This is a genomic window from Microbacterium sp. NPDC090225 (assembly GCF_044772365.1).
Taxonomy (GTDB): Bacteria; Actinomycetota; Actinomycetes; order Actinomycetales; family Microbacteriaceae; genus Microbacterium.
Genome location: NZ_JBIVYS010000001.1, coordinates 822,024 through 838,104 on the forward strand (window position 1 = coordinate 822,024; position 16,081 = coordinate 838,104).

At 67.5% G+C, this 16,081-nt stretch carries 16 protein-coding genes; all 16 read right to left on the reverse strand.

Annotated elements, in window-relative coordinates:
* Positions 1-2,946, reverse strand: coding sequence for an FtsK/SpoIIIE domain-containing protein (locus ACIQTT_RS04075; protein WP_402786355.1), 2,946 nt, complete (start codon positions 2,944-2,946; stop codon positions 1-3).
* A 58-nt stretch (positions 2,947-3,004) separates the two neighbouring features.
* Complete coding sequence (locus tag ACIQTT_RS04080) at positions 3,005-3,808, reverse strand: PP2C family protein-serine/threonine phosphatase (protein WP_402786358.1); 804 nt, start codon at positions 3,806-3,808, stop codon at positions 3,005-3,007.
* A gap of 78 nt (positions 3,809-3,886) precedes the next feature.
* A complete protein-coding gene (locus ACIQTT_RS04085; RefSeq protein WP_402786361.1) occupies positions 3,887-4,870 on the reverse strand; it encodes an aldo/keto reductase in 984 nt (327 codons plus the stop codon).
* 108 nt (positions 4,871-4,978) lie between these two features.
* Positions 4,979-5,797: a large exoprotein gene (locus tag ACIQTT_RS04090; protein ID WP_402786364.1), complete on the reverse strand. Its 819-nt coding sequence runs from the start codon at positions 5,795-5,797 to the stop codon at positions 4,979-4,981.
* A gap of 118 nt (positions 5,798-5,915) precedes the next feature.
* Positions 5,916-6,674, reverse strand: a complete 759-nt coding sequence (locus ACIQTT_RS04095) for a YaaA family protein (RefSeq protein ID WP_402786367.1) — start codon at positions 6,672-6,674, stop codon at positions 5,916-5,918.
* Positions 6,675-6,751: 77 nt separating this feature from the next.
* A complete protein-coding gene (locus ACIQTT_RS04100; protein WP_247622775.1) occupies positions 6,752-7,012 on the reverse strand; it encodes a F0F1 ATP synthase subunit epsilon in 261 nt (86 codons plus the stop codon).
* A gap of 2 nt (positions 7,013-7,014) precedes the next feature.
* Positions 7,015-8,469 carry a F0F1 ATP synthase subunit beta gene (gene atpD / locus ACIQTT_RS04105; protein ID WP_402786370.1) on the reverse strand — a complete coding sequence of 485 codons (1,455 nt, stop codon included), beginning with the start codon at positions 8,467-8,469 and terminating at the stop codon, positions 7,015-7,017.
* Between the two features lie 23 nt (positions 8,470-8,492).
* Positions 8,493-9,392, reverse strand: a complete 900-nt coding sequence (locus tag ACIQTT_RS04110) for a F0F1 ATP synthase subunit gamma (RefSeq protein ID WP_247622777.1) — start codon at positions 9,390-9,392, stop codon at positions 8,493-8,495.
* A 20-nt stretch (positions 9,393-9,412) separates the two neighbouring features.
* Positions 9,413-11,053 carry a F0F1 ATP synthase subunit alpha gene (gene atpA / locus ACIQTT_RS04115; protein ID WP_402786374.1) on the reverse strand — a complete coding sequence of 547 codons (1,641 nt, stop codon included), beginning with the start codon at positions 11,051-11,053 and terminating at the stop codon, positions 9,413-9,415.
* 47 nt (positions 11,054-11,100) lie between these two features.
* Positions 11,101-11,889, reverse strand: coding sequence for a F0F1 ATP synthase subunit delta (locus ACIQTT_RS04120; RefSeq protein WP_402786377.1), 789 nt, complete (start codon positions 11,887-11,889; stop codon positions 11,101-11,103).
* Positions 11,889-12,440 carry a F0F1 ATP synthase subunit B gene (locus ACIQTT_RS04125; protein WP_247622780.1) on the reverse strand — a complete coding sequence of 184 codons (552 nt, stop codon included), beginning with the start codon at positions 12,438-12,440 and terminating at the stop codon, positions 11,889-11,891. Before ACIQTT_RS04125 ends, ACIQTT_RS04120 begins: the two co-directional genes overlap by 1 nt.
* 28 nt (positions 12,441-12,468) lie before the next feature.
* Positions 12,469-12,705, reverse strand: coding sequence for an ATP synthase F0 subunit C (atpE, locus tag ACIQTT_RS04130; RefSeq protein ID WP_045258877.1), 237 nt, complete (start codon positions 12,703-12,705; stop codon positions 12,469-12,471).
* Positions 12,706-12,751: 46 nt separating this feature from the next.
* Positions 12,752-13,558 carry a F0F1 ATP synthase subunit A gene (atpB, locus tag ACIQTT_RS04135; RefSeq protein WP_372491578.1) on the reverse strand — a complete coding sequence of 269 codons (807 nt, stop codon included), beginning with the start codon at positions 13,556-13,558 and terminating at the stop codon, positions 12,752-12,754.
* A gap of 123 nt (positions 13,559-13,681) precedes the next feature.
* Complete coding sequence (locus ACIQTT_RS04140) at positions 13,682-14,185, reverse strand: hypothetical protein (protein ID WP_402786382.1); 504 nt, start codon at positions 14,183-14,185, stop codon at positions 13,682-13,684.
* On the reverse strand, positions 14,182-15,351 hold the full coding sequence (locus ACIQTT_RS04145; RefSeq protein WP_402786385.1) for an MraY family glycosyltransferase: 1,170 nt from the start codon (positions 15,349-15,351) through the stop codon (positions 14,182-14,184). The genes ACIQTT_RS04140 and ACIQTT_RS04145 overlap by 4 nt, the downstream gene beginning before the upstream one ends.
* Positions 15,348-16,073: an L-threonylcarbamoyladenylate synthase gene (locus ACIQTT_RS04150; protein WP_402786388.1), complete on the reverse strand. Its 726-nt coding sequence runs from the start codon at positions 16,071-16,073 to the stop codon at positions 15,348-15,350. The genes ACIQTT_RS04145 and ACIQTT_RS04150 overlap by 4 nt, the downstream gene beginning before the upstream one ends.
* Between the last annotated feature and the right edge of the window lie 8 nt (positions 16,074-16,081).

The window sequence follows — 16,081 nt, forward strand, 5'->3', positions numbered from 1 at the left end:
TCACGGCCGCCGCTCGCGCAGGCTCCGCCGTGTGCGTGGCTGATCCGATGACTGCTGCGCACTGACTCTCGTCGCAATCGCAGTCGCAGTCGCTGGCGCGGCCTCTGGCGCGCGCCGCCACGTGCTTCGCTCGCCCAGGAGCGCAGGAACCACGAGTCGCCGCGGTGTCTCGGCTCCGCGCACGGCCCACACACGACCCGCGTGCAGTCGCGCGAAGGGCGGTAGTTCCCGATGCCCGACCAGCTGCCGGAGATCCGAGGGTCGCTCTGCGCGGATCAGTACCTCGCCCTCCGCCCGGACGCGCTGCCAGAGCGACCACTCGCGCTGCCACGCATCGGCGTCGCCGAGAAGGATGAGCGGTTCGTGCTCGCGTCCTCCCCCGGGCTGTGTCACGCCCTGACCGGCACCGACAACGGCCGTGGCTCCGGCGCCCGCACCGCTCGTGGACCCGATCAGACTCACCCGTGCGGATGGATACGCCTGCTGGACTGCGGAGAGGAGCGACGCGGCCCCGGCCGTCACGATGGCGTGGAGCTCTGCTCCCGGCCCCCAAGGCTGCGGCTCCCAGCGCTCCGACTCATCGTCGCCGATTCCTGCCCGCGCGTCACTCGCTCCTCCGTCCGGCGTCCAGAAGAACTGCGTCTCGTGCCCGTCGAGACGAGCGCGCCCCGGTGGACGACGCTCGTCGAACGTCGCGCTCTCTCCGCCGGCGGCGACGTGATCCACCCTGCTTGCGGCGCGGAGCAGCGCTCGGCGAGGCAGCGCGTCGAGCACGCGCCCGACGGCGCCGCTCGACCGCGTCGCGCTGATCACCACGCTGCTCCCGGTCGCATCGCGCAGGATCTGCTCCCACCGCTGCAGCAGGGTCTGCGCGTACTCCGGCGGCAACTCTGCGACACGGGCGTCGAGGTCGTCGCAGAGGACGAGAGCGGGCATCCGTGTTCGCCCCTCGACCAGCGATTGCACCACGTCCCACATCCGCTCCGCATCGGCGGGGATCCAGAGAGCCTCCGACGCCTGTGCGGCGAGCACGCGGAGTGCGGAGGTGCGCCCCGATCCGGGCGCGCCGATGACGGCGACCCCGCGCTCCTTCCCTGCGCGCAGGACGAGGCGTGGTTGCGCCTGCGACTCCGGGACGTCCACGATCCCCCAGGGGATCTCCGAAGCCCCGGCCCGTGTCGTCTCTTCCGGCAGTGGGATCGTCTCGGCGAGTGGAAGCAGCCAGGGACTCGAGGGCTGGGGCGCGTGAGCCCAGCGCCTCACCACTTCGCCCAGGTCGTCCTCGCGGGTCAACGCAACACGAATGGGTTCTGCATCATCGTCCTGCGGCCGGCGCACGAGGCAGAGACCGCGAGCACTCGCTCCTCCGGGGATCTCTGCCGCCGCCGCCGTCCCGATCATCGCGCGGCTGTCGGACGGGTCGCTGACCCGAAGGCTGAGTCGCAACGGGCAGTTCGCGGCGAGGGAGTCCCTCACCACACCGGAGGCGCGCTGGGTGCCGAGGATCAGATGCATCCCCAGCGCGCGACCCCGGGCGGCGATGTCGGTGAACACCGCGCCGAGGTCCGGATGTTCCTGGAGAAGGGCCGCGAACTCGTCGACGACGATCAGGAGCCGCGGAATCTCCACCTCGGCGATATCTCGAACCCCCGCTGCTGCCAGAGCGGCCTCCCGCCGACGCAGCTCGGCGCGCAGGCTCTCCACTCCGCGTCGCGCTCCCGCCTCGTCGAGATCCGTCATCACCGCAGCGACCTGAGCCAGCGCACGCAGCGGTTCGAACGCCGTTCCTCCCTTGAAGTCGGCCAACACGAAGTTCACCCGATCCGGCCCGTACGACGCGGCCATCGCGGTGACCCAGGTCACCAGGAGTTCGCTCTTGCCGGTTCCCGTCGTGCCGGTGACGATGGCATGCGGACCGTCCTCCACGATGTCGATCTCGCCGTCCGCACCGGCTCCTCGCCCGATCGCCACACGCAGCCCGGATCCGCCCGGAGTCTGCACGAGCTGCGCGAACTCCACCGTTTCCGGTACAGCATCCGTCTCGTCGTCGGAGGCGAGTCGACCAGAGGCGAGTGTCTCGAACTGCTGGCGCGAGATCCCCTCGGCGCCGATCACGACCACGCCCTCCGGGGTCCGGAGAGTGGCCTCGCGCGGTTCCTGTAGATCCAGAACGGTGAGGATGCCGTCGGGTACCTCCTCGCCCGGCTGTGCCAGCCAGATCGTCGCATCCGATTCGACCTCTCGAGCCTGTGCAAACCCGACACCGAGACGGAATCCTCGCCGGACGGATGACGCGTGCGGAAGACCGGCATAATCGCCGTCGGGGAACCCCTCACCGACGAGCTTCAGCTGGCCGGGCGCGAACCGCAGGCAGAGCTGGAGCACCAGCGCACGCGCCACCGCGATGGTGAGAGGTTGCGGGCCCCGCACGCAGATCCCTGCACCCAGCGGAAGAGGGAGTGGTGCGGACTCGAGCACGCGCGCGCGTTCCTGCAGGTTACGCGCCCGCTCGCCGTCGCCACCGGTCGTGCGGATGCTGCTGGAGACGCCACCGGAACCGACGACGACGAGGGTCCTGCCCTCGGGCGGCTCGGTACCGCGCAGCGGCGGGTCCTGCGCACAGGTGGCCGCATCCGGGTGCTGGCTCCAGCGGCGTCGACGCTCCTCCGCGTGGAGCGAGGAGAGCTGGTCCTCCACCGCCACCCACGACAGTTCCTCTTCGCTGAGGATGCGCCGCTGCTCCTTGCGCCGCCCACGCGACGAATCCACGAGCGACGCCACCATCATCAGTGGACCGAGCGCGGCGAAGCAGAGCGAGAAGAGCGAGCCGGTGATCAGCCAGAGCACGACGCCGACGATGACGGGCATACCTGCGGCCAGGAACGGCAAGGGGGCGCGTCGGGGCGGCACCTGAGTGGCAGGCAGCACGATGGGGAGCGGATCCATGCCCTCCATTCGACGGCATGGCGACGAGCGGAGAGACTCCGCTCACAGGAGATCGGAGCTATTCGCCGTTCTCGTCCGATGTGGAGGAGGAGTCCGCGGGATCCGTCACCTGCACGATGATGACCGTGACGTTGTCCCGACCCCCGTTCTCGAGGGCCGCGGCGAGCATGGCGTCGACGGCCGGTCCCGGTTCGGCGTTCTCGCGCAGGAAGTGCTGGATGCCGTAGTCGGTGAGTTCCTTGGTGAGGCCGTCCGAGCAGATCACGAACCGATCGCCGGCACGGACCTCGATCGTCAGATAGTCCGGCGGGGTCAGCTCGCTCGCCCCGACGGCGCGTGTGATCACGTTGCTGTACGGATGCCCTTCGGCTTCCTCCGGACTCAGTTTCCCCGCCGTGATGAGTTCCTGGACGACCGAGTGATCGGTGGTGACCTGCACGAGACGGTCATCGCGCAGGAGGTATACGCGCGAGTCGCCGATGTTCAGGGAGACCCAATGCGGCTCGCCGTCCTGGATCTCCAGGAAAACGCCGGTCAGCGTCGTGCCGGTTCCTTCGTCGGTCGTCTCGGGATGATCGGCGATGTCGGCCACCGCCAGCTCGAGGGCCTTCTCGATCGCCGGGCGCTCGACGGAGCCGTCGTCCACCAGTGCCTGCAGTCGCTGGACCGTGCTGCGGCTGGCGATCTCGCCTCCGGCGTGTCCGCCCATTCCGTCGGCGACGATGAAGAGCGGATACTCCGCGAGGAAAGCATCCTGATTCGTGTCGCGACGACGCCCCTGATCGGTCGTGCCCGCCCAGGAGAGCAGCAGCGGGCGCTGCGCGACCGTGACGCTGCGCGTCGTCGTTGTCGTCTCAGCCACGTGCTGCCTCCGATGGTCCCGCGACGGATCGGACGGCCGCGAGGTACTCACACATCGTAGTCGAATCGCTGATCGCGCTCACACCTGCGCCCCCGGATCCTGTGGCAGCGGGAAGAGCGCATCGATCACGGCGAGCTCCTCGGCATCGGGCCGCCACGCATCGCCGGCGCGCGCGTTCGACTCCACCTGCGCAGCCGACGTCGCACCCGCGATCACGCTGGAGACAGCGGGACGGGAGAGCAGCCAACCGAAAGTCGCCTCGACCATCGTGATCCCGCGTTCGTCGCAGAACACGCGATACGCCTCCAGCGCCTCCCACGGCGCGTTCTCCCACACGTGACGCCGCGACGACATGATCCGGCTGCTCGCGGGACCACCATCGCGAGTGAACTTGCCCGTGAGGAGCCCGTTGTGAAGGGGGAAGAACGGGAAGAAGCCCAGCCCGTAGCGCTCCACGGCGGGGAGTACCTCCCTCTCGGCGGCGCGGGCGAGCAGCGAGTAGTGGTTCTGCGCCGAGACGAAACGACCGCTCGAGCGAGCGATCGAGGTGAACTCGGCCTCGGCGACCTGCCAGCCGGTGAAGTTCGAGTGACCGTAGTAGCGGATCTTGCCCTCTCGGACCAGCTCGTCGAGAGCATCGGTCGTCTCGGCGATCGGCGTCTCGGGGTCGGGCAGGTGCAATTGATACAGGTCGATCCAGTCGGTCTGCAGACGACGCAGGGATTCCTCGACGGCACGGCGGACATAGCGCCGCGAACCTCGTGCTGCGGGGAACGCATAGCCCATGTCGCGTTCGTGGCCGAACTTCGTCGCGAGCACGACACTGTCGCGTCGGCCCTGGAGGGCCTCACCCATGAGAGTCTCACTCGTTCCGGCCACGGCGCCGTACATGTCCGCGGTGTCGAACAGCGTGATGCCGTTCGCGATCGCCGCGGAGATCACCTCTCGCGTGCCCTCGATCGCCTCGGTGGCGGTGCCGGCGCGCCCGAAGTTGTTGCACCCGAGGCCGGTGGCGGAGACGAGGAGTCCGGACGCACCGACGCGGCGCTGTGACATGACCATGACTTCACGCTATCCCAGTCGCGCACCGGTCCTCGGCGACGGGCCGAGACGCCGTGAGACGGGAAGAGCCCCCGACCATGAGGTCGAGGGCTCTTCGCACGGGAGGGATCAGGCCGGAGGCTGCGTCGGGTCCGTCGGCGGTGCCGGCGGAGCAGCGGGCGGGGCCGGCGGAGCGGCCGGCGGTGCCGGCGGAGTCGCGGGCGGTGCGGCCGGAGCCGGCGGTGCGGCCGGAGCCGGCGGCGCGGGCGGAGCCGGCGGGGTCGTCGGTGCGGATGCCGGGGGCTGCGCGGGAACTCCGTACCCGGGCTGTGCGGGAGGTGCGTACCCGGGCTGAGCCGGCGGAGCATAACCCTGCGGAGCGGGAGGTGCATAGCCCTGCGGGGCAGCGCCGTAACCGGGAGCGCCGTAGCCGGGCTGCGGGGCCGCCGCGGAGGGCTGGACAGGAATCCCCTCCCAGACGGTGCGGTCTCCGAAGAAGGCATTGCCTGCCCAGGAAGCGGGCTGGATGTTCGGGTTCCACCGGGACTTGTCGAAGGCGTTGATACCGAGCCAGACGACGGACAGGAAGATGTAGAGGACGACCCAGACGGCATCCTTCTGCAGCTTCAGGCCGACCCGCCACGCGGCGAGTACGGAGAGAACGCCGACCGCGAGGGAGAAGAGCGCGCCGATCCCGATCCAGGACAGGAGCAGGGAGCCTGCAAGACCGTACAGGACGAGCCACGGGCTGAGATCACCGAGCTTGAAGAACACCATCTGGTTGTAGACCGGCACCCAGGCCCGCCACTTGCCCGTGACGCCGGCCTTTTCGAAGACCTTCATCATGAAGATGGCACTGACGACGTATGCGGCCAGCCCGATGACGATACCGAAGATGATGGCGCCCGCGAATGCGGCCCAATATCCCGAGTCGTAGTAAGGGTTCATGATCCCCTCCGGATCCGAATGAGCGGACGCGATTCACGCCGCGAGACCCACCATAGCGGTGCCGGTAACAACGCGGCAACGACACGCACGGGGACATCTCCCCCTGCGCGGACGGGCGTCACTCGGTGACGACCAGCTCGAGCACCCTGTCGTCTCCGGTCCGCCGGAGGACGATGTCGTGCTTCAACGCCCAAGAGAGGAGCGAGCGCACGGAACCGATCCGCGGGCGACTCTCTGCGAGGGCGCGTACGAGCTGGCCCTTGGACTTCTTGTTGAAGTGGTTGAGGGCGCGCGCTCCCCCGTCGCCGTCGTCGGTGACGACCCGGACGTAGGCCGACGGGACGGAACTCGGGATCGGGCCCAGTGCGGTGTACGCCTCGCTCCGCAGATCCAGGACGAACGCCGGCGCCGCTTCGGCGAGGGCGGCGCTGGTGGCGTCGGCCCAGTGCCGGCGCATCGCGATCAGCCCGGGGAGCGTGGTGCCCGCCGCGAGCCGATAGGGAGGGATGCCGTCGAGCGCTCCGACCGGCCCGAACGGCGCCGAGTGGATCCACACGTGCTCCCCCAGCCAACGGCGAGAAGCCGCGGAGAGCGAGCGCGCGTCGAGCGCGTCGAAGAGCACACCGGTGTAGCGGTCGATCGCCGGCATCGTCGTTGCGGTCCGCAGCATCCGATTGTGGGCGATGTCGCCCGCCTGGCGTGCGCTCAGCTTCAGCACCCGTCGAGCGTGATCCTCGTCGGCGGCGAGATCGACGAGCGCGTCGATCACGGCCGTGCGATGCGCCTGCAGGCTCGGGAGTGCCAGGGCGGCGGGATCGAGCGGTTCGCCGGTACCGCCGGGATGCTTGGTCTCAGACGGAGGGAGAAGGATCTTCATGAGTCCTCGGGGGAATGCAGATGCGTCCGCCTCGGAACCCGGTGACCGGGTCCGAGGCGGACGCATGTAGTCGACTGCTAGGCGATGAGCGCCGCGTTGCCGGCGACGATCGTGAGGACGTTGCCCTCCATCGAGAGGAACCCGTCCTGAGCGTTCGCGAGCACCTTGGTGCCATCGGTCTGGGTGATCCGGACCTGACCCTCGGCGAGGATGGCCAGCACCGGCTCGTGACCGGACATGAAGCCGATCTCACCCTCGACGGTCTTGGCGATCACGAGGCTCGCTTCTCCCGTCCAGACCTCCGCGTCGGCGGAGACGAGGCTGACGTTGAGCGCCATGGTCAGGCGTTCTCCTTCTGGATCTGCGCCCAGCGCTCTTCGACGTCGCCGATACCACCGACGTTGAAGAAGGCCTGCTCGGCCACGTGGTCGAAGTCACCGCGGGTGATCGCATCGAACGACTCGATGGTCTCCTTGAGCGGGACGGTCGAACCCTCGACGCCCGTGAACTTCTTGGCCATGTAGGTGTTCTGCGAGAGGAACTGCTGGATACGACGTGCACGCGACACGACGATCTTGTCTTCCTCGGAGAGCTCGTCGACACCGAGGATGGCGATGATCTCCTGCAGTTCCTTGTTCTTCTGGAGGATCTGCTTGACCGTCGTGGCGACGCGGTAGTGGTCCTCGCCCAGGTAGCGGGGATCCATGATGCGCGACGTCGAGGTCAGCGGGTCGATGGCCGGGTACAGACCCTTCGAGGCGATCTCACGAGAGAGCTCGGTCGTCGCATCGAGGTGGGCGAAGGTGGTCGCCGGAGCCGGGTCGGTGTAGTCATCGGCCGGCACGTAGATCGCCTGCAGCGAGGTGATCGAGTGACCACGCGTCGAGGTGATGCGCTCCTGGAGCACACCCATCTCGTCGGCGAGGTTCGGCTGGTAACCCACGGCGGACGGCATGCGGCCGAGCAGCGTGGAGACCTCGGAACCGGCCTGCGTGAAGCGGAAGATGTTGTCGATGAAGAGCAGCACGTCCTGCTTCTGCACGTCACGGAAGTACTCCGCCATCGTCAGGGCCGACAGCGCGACGCGAAGACGCGTTCCCGGCGGCTCGTCCATCTGGCCGAACACGAGCGCGGTCTTGTCGAAGACGCCCGCCTCCTCCATCTCGTGGATGAGGTCGTTGCCCTCACGGGTACGCTCACCGACACCGGCGAACACCGACACACCACCGTGGTCCTGCGCGACGCGCTGGATCATCTCCTGGATGAGGACGGTCTTACCGACACCGGCTCCACCGAACAGACCGATCTTTCCACCCTGCACGTACGGGGTGAGGAGGTCGATGGACTTGATGCCCGTCTCGAACATCGTGGTCTTCGACTCGAGCTGGTCGAAGTTGGGCGCCTTGCGGTGGATCGGCCAGCGCTCCGTGACCTCGAGGGTCTCACCGGGCTCGCCGTTGAGGACCTCGCCGATCACGTTGAAGACCTTGCCCTTGGTGACGTCACCGACGGGGACCGAGATGGCCTCGCCGGTGTCGCGAACCTCCTGGCCGCGGACGATACCGTCGGTCGGCTTCAGGGCGATGGCGCGAACGAGCTCGTCACCGAGGTGCTGAGCGACCTCGAGGGTGATCTCGGTCGACTCCTCACCGATGGTGATCGTGGTCTTCAGTGCGTTGTAGATGCCGGGGATCGAGTCGTGCGGGAACTCGATGTCGACAACCGGACCGTTGACGCGTGCGACGCGCCCGACGACCGCGGTCGCGGGCTGGTCAGCCGTAGCGGTGGTGGTCATTTCTTCGTCTCTTTCCTGATGGTCTATTTGCCAGACGAGAGGGCGTCGGCGCCGCCGACGATCTCCGCGATCTGCTGCGTGATCTCCGCCTGGCGCGCGTTGTTGCGCAGACGGGTGTAGTCGGTGATGAGCTTGTCGGCGTTGTCGCTGGCGGACTTCATCGCCTTCTGCGTCGCAGCCTGCTTGGCGGCAGACGACTGCAGGAGGGCGTTGAAGACGCGGCTCTGGATGTACACCGGCAGGATCGCGTCGAGCACGGTCTCGGCGTCGGGCTCGAATTCGTAGAGCGGGTAGACAGCGCTGCCCGCCTCGGACTCGTCGGCCTCCGCGATCTCCAGCGGAAGCAGACGCACGGACTCCGGCGACTGCGTCATCATGCTGACGAAGCGGTTGTACACGAGGTGGATCTCGTCGACGCCGCCGCCCGCACCGCCGCGAGAGAACGCGTCGAGCAGAGTCGACGAGATCTCTTCGGCCGTGTGGAACGACGGGGTGTCGGTGTCGCCGGTCCACTCCGCTGCCGCCGCGATGCGACGGAACTGGAAGTAGCCGACGGCCTTACGACCGACGAGGTAGAACACCGGCTCCTTGCCCTGCCCGCGCAGCAGCTCCGCCACCTCGAGACCCTCACGGAGGATCTGCGAGTTGAAGGCACCGGCGAGACCGCGGTCCGACGAGAAGATCACGACCGCGGAGCGGCTGATGTTCTCGGGCTCACGGGTGAGCGGGTGGTCGACGTTCGAGTGCGTCGCGACGGCGGACACGGCCCTCGTCACGGCTCGCGCGAAGGGGGTGGACGCCTTGACGCGTGCCATCGCCTTCTGGATGCGCGAAGCCGCGATGAGTTCCATCGCCTTCGTGATCTTCTTGGTCGTCTGAGCAGAACTGATCTTCTGCTTGTAGACCCTGAGTTGAGCGCCCATGAAATCAGTACCTCACGCGATTACGCGCGACGACCCTTGACGATCTTCTCCTGGTTGACGTCGTCTGCCTCAGCAGCGGCGTGCTCCTCGTGACCCGGGGCGCCGATGGCGTGTCCCTTGCCACCCTGGAACTCCAGGACGAAGGCATCCGTGTGCTTCTCGAGCTCTGCGACGGTGTCGTCGCTGAGGACGTTGGTCTCGCGCAGGGTGTCGAGCACCGAGGTGTTGCGACGCAGGTAGTCGAGCAGCTCGCGCTCGAAGCGCAGGACGTCTTCGACCTCGAGGGTGTCGAGCTTGCCGTTGGTTCCGGCCCAGATCGAGACGACCTGCTCCTCGACCGGGTACGGCGAGTACTGCGGCTGCTTGAGCAGCTCGGTCAGGCGTGCACCGCGCGACAGCTGACGACGCGACGCGGCGTCGAGGTCGGAGGCGAACATCGCGAACGCCTCGAGCGAGCGGTACTGCGCGAGCTCGAGCTTCAGCGTTCCGGAGACCTTCTTGATCGACTTGACCTGAGCGTCACCACCGACTCGCGAGACCGAGATACCCACGTCGACCGCCGGACGCTGGTTGGCGTTGAAGAGGTCGGACTGGAGGAAGATCTGGCCGTCGGTGATCGAGATCACGTTGGTCGGGATGTACGCCGAGACGTCGTTCGCCTTGGTCTCGATGATCGGGAGACCCGTCATCGAGCCGGCGCCGAGCTCGTCGGACAGCTTCGCGCAACGCTCGAGCAGACGCGAGTGCAGGTAGAAGACGTCACCCGGGTAGGCCTCGCGGCCCGGCGGGCGGCGCAGCAGGAGGGAGACGGCACGGTAGGCCTCGGCCTGCTTCGACAGGTCGTCGAAGATGATGAGGACGTGCTTGCCGCCGTACATCCAGTGCTGGCCGATGGCCGAACCGGTGTAGGGGGCGAGGTACTTGAAGCCCGCGGGGTCGGATGCCGGAGCGGCCACGATCGTGGTGTACTCCAGAGCGCCGGCCTCTTCGAGGGCGCCCTTCACCGAAGCGATGGTCGAGCCCTTCTGGCCGATGGCGACGTAGATGCAGCGAACCTGCTTGTTGACGTCGCCCGACTCCCAGTTGGCCTTCTGGTTGATGATCGTGTCGATCGCGATGGCCGTCTTACCGGTCTGGCGGTCGCCGATGATCAGCTGACGCTGGCCACGTCCGACGGGGATCATCGCGTCGATCGCCTTGATGCCGGTCTGCATCGGCTCGTGCACCGACTTGCGCTGCATGACGCCCGGCGCCTGCAGTTCGAGCGCACGGACACCCTCGGTCGCGATCGCGCCGAGGCCGTCGATCGGGTTTCCGAGGGGGTCGACCACGCGGCCGAGGTAGCCATCACCGACGGGGACGGAGAGGACCTCACCCGTGCGGGTGACTTCCTGTCCGGCCTCGATGCCGGCGAAGTCGCCGAGGACGACGACACCGATCTCGTGCTCGTCGAGGCTCTGGGCGAGGCCCTTGGTGCCGTCGGCGAAGATCACGAGCTCGTTCGCCATGACACCGGGCAGTCCTTCGACGTGCGCGATGCCATCAGCGGCGTCGATGACCGTGCCGACCTCGGTCGCCGCGGCCCCGGAGGGCTCGTAGGCGGCGGCGAAGTCCTTCAGCGCGTCACGGATGACGTCGGGGCTGATCGATAGTTCTGCCATTGTCTTCCCTTTGTATCTGGGTGCGCGGTTCCCCGCGCGAAGTCGTGTTAGCCCGCGAGCTTCTGGCGAAGGTCTGCGAGTCGTGCGGAGATGCTGCCGTCGATCACGTCGTCGGCGATCTGCACGCGCAGACCCCCGATGATCGTCGGGTCGATGACGACGTTGAGCGCTACCTGACCGTCGTAACGCCGTGAGAGCGCCTCGCCGAGGCGTGCGCGCTGCGCGTCGCTGAGCGCACTCGCGCTGTAGACCGTCGCGACAACGCGATCGCGCTGGTCGGAGACGATCCGCATGGCGCGGTTGAGCAGCTGACGGATCCGCCGCTCGCGCGGCTGACGCACCAGGGAGGAGACGATCAGAGCCGCCGGGGCGCTGGTCGTTCCGGTGAGCAGACGGTCGACGAGAGCCGACTTCGCGTCCTGGCCGCCGAGACGGCTTCCCAAAGCGAGCTCGAGTTCGGGGTTCGCAGCGACGACACGGGAGAAGCCGAACAGCTCCCCCTCGATGTCGGCGCCCGCGTCCGCGATCGTCGATGCGCGGATCGCGAGCTCGTCGATGCCGTCGACCAGTTCGTCGGCGTTCGACCAGCGCTCCGACACCACGGTCTTGAGCACGGCCTGCGTGTTCGCCGACAGCCCGCCGAACACCGCGGTCACGACGTTCTGCCGTGCCGCAGCGGGAGCCGCCGGGTCAGCCAGCGCGCCGCTCAGCTGAGACGAATCGCCCACGGCGTGCGCGGCGGCGAAGAGCTCCCGCGCGGTGTCGAGGGTGACGTCCTTCGCTGCGGCAAGCGTCTGGATGGATGCCGCGAGTGCCTGAGTGGTCGCGCTGCCCATTACTGAGCCGCCTTCTCGGATGCTTCGAGGTCGGCGAGGAAGCGGTCGACGACCGCCGTCGCGCGTGCATCGTCGGAGAGCGTCTCACCGACGACGCCACCGGCGAGGTCGATGGCCAGCGTGCCGACCTCGCTGCGCAGCGAGACGAGAGCGGTCTGACGCTCGGCCTCGATCTGCGTGTGCGCGGTCGCCGTGATGCGAGCTGCTTCGGACGAAGCGGCATCCTTGGCCTCGGCGACGATCTTCTTGCCGTCCTCGCGGGCGGCCTCACGGATCTCACCGGCCTCGGTGCGTGCCTCGGCGAGCTGACGGGTGTACTCCTCGAGAGCCGCCTCGGCCTGCTTCTGGGCCTCGTCGGCCTTGGCGATGTTGCCCTCGATCGCGTTGGAGCGAGCGTCGAGGAGGGTGTAGAGCTTCGGCAGCGCCACCTTCCAGACGACGACCAGGATCACGACGAAGCAGACCGCCGACCAGATGATGTCGTACCAGGCGGGGATGAGCGGATTGTGGTCCGCCTCCTCCGCCGCGTACGTGACAAGAGCGTTCAGCATCCTGTCTCCTTATCGCAGAGGGTGTCTGTCAGGACTGGAAGATGAAGTAGGTCGCGATGCCGATGAAGGCGAGCGCCTCGGTGAAGGCGATACCGATCCACATGAGGACCTGGAGACGGCCGGCCAGCTCGGGCTGACGGGCGACGCCCTCGATCGTCTTGCCGACGACGATACCCACGCCGATGGCCGGTCCGATCGCCGCGAGGCCGTAGCCGACGGTGCCGATGTTGCCGGAGATTTCAGCGAGAACCGTAGTTGCGTCCACGGGTTTTTCCTTTCGTTGGGTGGGAAGGCGGTTGTTGCCGACCCGCTCAGTGCTCTTCTGCGACCGCGAGCTGGATGTAGACCGCGGTGAGGATGGTGAAGACGTAGGCCTGCAGGAACGCCACCAGGATCTCGAACAGGGTGAAGGCGAAACCGAACGCGAGCGTGCCCGCGCCGAGTGCCGTCCACCACCCTCCGAGAGTGATGACGAAGAACTGCGTTGCGGAGAAGAACAGGACGAGCATCAGGTGCCCGACGATCATGTTCATCAGCAGTCGGAGGGTCAGCGTGACGGGCCGGATGATGAACGTCGAGAGGAACTCGAGCGGCGTCACGATGATGTAGAGGAACGGGGGGACGCCCGACGGGAACAGCGAGTTCTTGAAGAAGCCCTTGGGGCTCTTCTTGATGCCGGCGTAGATGAAGGTGACGTAGCTGACCACGGCCAGCAGCAGCGGGACCGCGATGATGCTGGTACCCGCGATGTTCAGGAACGGGATGATTCCCGTGATGTTCATGAACAGCACCATGAAGAAGATCGTGGCGAGGATCGGCAGGAACCGACGGCCGTCCTTGCGTCCGAGCAGGTCTTCGGCGACGTTGACCCGAACGAAGTCGAGGCCCATCTCGACGAGGCTCTGGAAGCGCCCGGGGACGACGCGCATGTTGCGCGTTCCGAGCCAGAGGATCAGCACGACCGCGATGGTGGCCAGGAACTGGATCAGGTGGATGCGGTGGATGACCAGGTCGCCGATCTGGAACACCGCATCGGGGAAGAACTCCGCGATCGACGGAGCGTGGAACTCGTCATCGGTGGCAAGTCGTGGCGTCAGGGTCGCAGCAAGATTAAACAGCGCGGGCTCCAGCTTCGGGGCACCGGTCAAAACCGGGGCGACGATGGTCGGTGTGCTTCACAGCGCAAGCGCTCGCGGGCGAGCGGCGGGCACGTTTCAACACTATCAGAGTATGAGGCGGCCCTAAGACCTCTGGGGCCCTTCATCGGTGGCCGCGGCCCCCGGGGCGACGTCCTCGGGAGCGACCGAGGGAAGCGACGCGTCACTCACGTTCGGAAGACGCATCGTCATGAGGACGACGGCGTCGACGACCAGGGACATGAGCACGCCGGCGACGATCGCGACGAAGAAGATCACGGGGTCGAGCCAGGGCTGGTCCTTCAGCACGATGACACCGAGGAAGAAGACGATCAGCTTGAGCAGCCACCCGCCGAGCACGATCGCGAAGAAGAACTGGACGTACAGCGGTTCTCCGAACCACCGGTTCGCGATCAGGATGCTGGCACCGGTGATCCCGAGGAACACCGCGGCGATGAGCACACCGAGCAGGCCGCTGATCAGTCCGTTCTCCTGACCCACGACGTAGCCCACGACAGCGGCGGCGATCGCGAGGACCACGGTGGCGACGGCCGACCAGATGAGCGTGCGCCGCAGGATCGGTGTGCTGGAAACGGGGTTCGGGCTCATGAGGGCTCCACGGGGGTCGGGTCGGAGTCGGAGGTTGCGGTGATCGCACGTCGGGAGGGCTTCAGCGTGAGAACCAGGCAGGCGGCGATGCCGGCCACCCCGAATCCCACACCGGGAAGGTACTGTCCCGGCCAGTCCTCGCGGGCGCCGACGTACATGAGGAGCACCGCGAGCGAGATCACGGCCGTCCACGCGTAGAAGATGAGCACGGCGTCGCGGTCGCGGTGACCGAGATCGAGCATCCGGTGGTGCAGGTGCTTGCGGTCCGGCGAGAACGGCGATCTACCGGCGTGCATGCGGCGCAGCACCGCGAGACCGAAGTCGAGCAACGGCAGCAGGACCACCATCAGCGGCAGCAGGATCGGGATGAACGCACCGAGCAGCTGGGACCGCCCGAGCCGCTCGGGGTCGAGCGCGGAGGGGTCCATCTGACCGGTGAGGGAGATCGCGGAGACGGCCATCAGCAGACCGAGCACGAGTGCGCCCGAGTCGCCCATGAAGAGCTTCGCCGGGCTCCAGTTCCAGGGCAGGAAGCCGATGCAGGCGCCGATGAGGACGGCGGCGATGAAGGTCGAGAGGTTGAAGTAGCTCGACGCACCGGAGTCACGCGTGAAGATGTAGGAGTAGGCGAAGAAGACGCCGTTGGCGATGAGGCAGACTCCGGCGACGAGGCCGTCGAGACCGTCGATGAAGTTGACGGCGTTCATGACCACGACGATCGCGAACATCGTGATCGTGATGCTCAGCCAGCTCGAGAAGACGATGAGGTCACCGAACGGGAGCGACAGGATCTGCAGCCCTCCCCCGATCGTGAGGATGCCGGCGGCGAGGAACTGCGCGCCGAGCTTGATCATCCAATCGAGATCCCACAGGTCGTCGACGACACCGATCACGGCGATCAGGAACGCGGCGCCGAGGATCGACCACATCGTCTGCGGAGGCATCCAGATGCTCTGGAAGAAGGGGTTCGCTGCCGAGATGCCCATCGCCGCAGCGATACCGAGGAAGATCGCCACTCCGCCGAGTCGAGGGGTGGGCCGCGTATGCACGTCGCGATCGCGGATCTCGGGGTACAGCTTGAAACGCAGGCTCACCCGCAGGACCGCCCAGGTCAGCACGAAGGTGATCGCGGCGGTCAGGATGATCGTGAAGAGGTACTGCTTCACGAATCCCCGTCCTGCCGATGCGCGGACGCCGCGGAATCCGGCTCCGGGGCGGGCTCGAGCAGATCGCCGAGCACCTCCTCCAGCTGCTCGCGGCTGATCGCCCCGTCGCGCAGGATGCGCACGCGTCCGGCATCCGAATCCTCCACGGGACGCACGAGCGAGGTCGCATCGACGATCGTCGATGCGACACCGTCGCGGCTCATGCCGTCGGCGAGGTAGACGGCGACGCTGTCACCGAGCATCTTCTCGGCGTCGAAGGCCGAGATCGCGGCGGCCTGACCCGTGAGGTTCGCGCTCGAGACCGCGAGCGGACCGGTCTCGGCCAGCAGTTCCAGCGCCACGCGCCCCTCGGGCATCCGCACCGCGACCGTTCCCCGGGTCTCGCCGAGATCCCAGACGAGCGAGGGCTGAGCCGGGAGGACGATGGTCAGCCCGCCGGGCCAGAACGCGTCGACGAGACGTTGAACCGGCTCGGGCACCGACTCCGCGAGAGCCGTCAGAGTCTCCTTGGTGCCGATCAGGACGGGCGGCGGCTGATCGCGCCCCCGACCCTTCGCATCGAGCAGCCGCTGCACGGCAGCGGGCGAGAAGGCGTCGGCGGCCACGCCGTAGACGGTATCGGTGGGCAGGACGATGAGTTCACCGCGGCCGATCGCCTGGCGTGCGTGGCGCATACCGGCGAGCAGCTGCGCCTCGTCGCCGCAGTCGAAGATGGAGGACATGTCGTTCC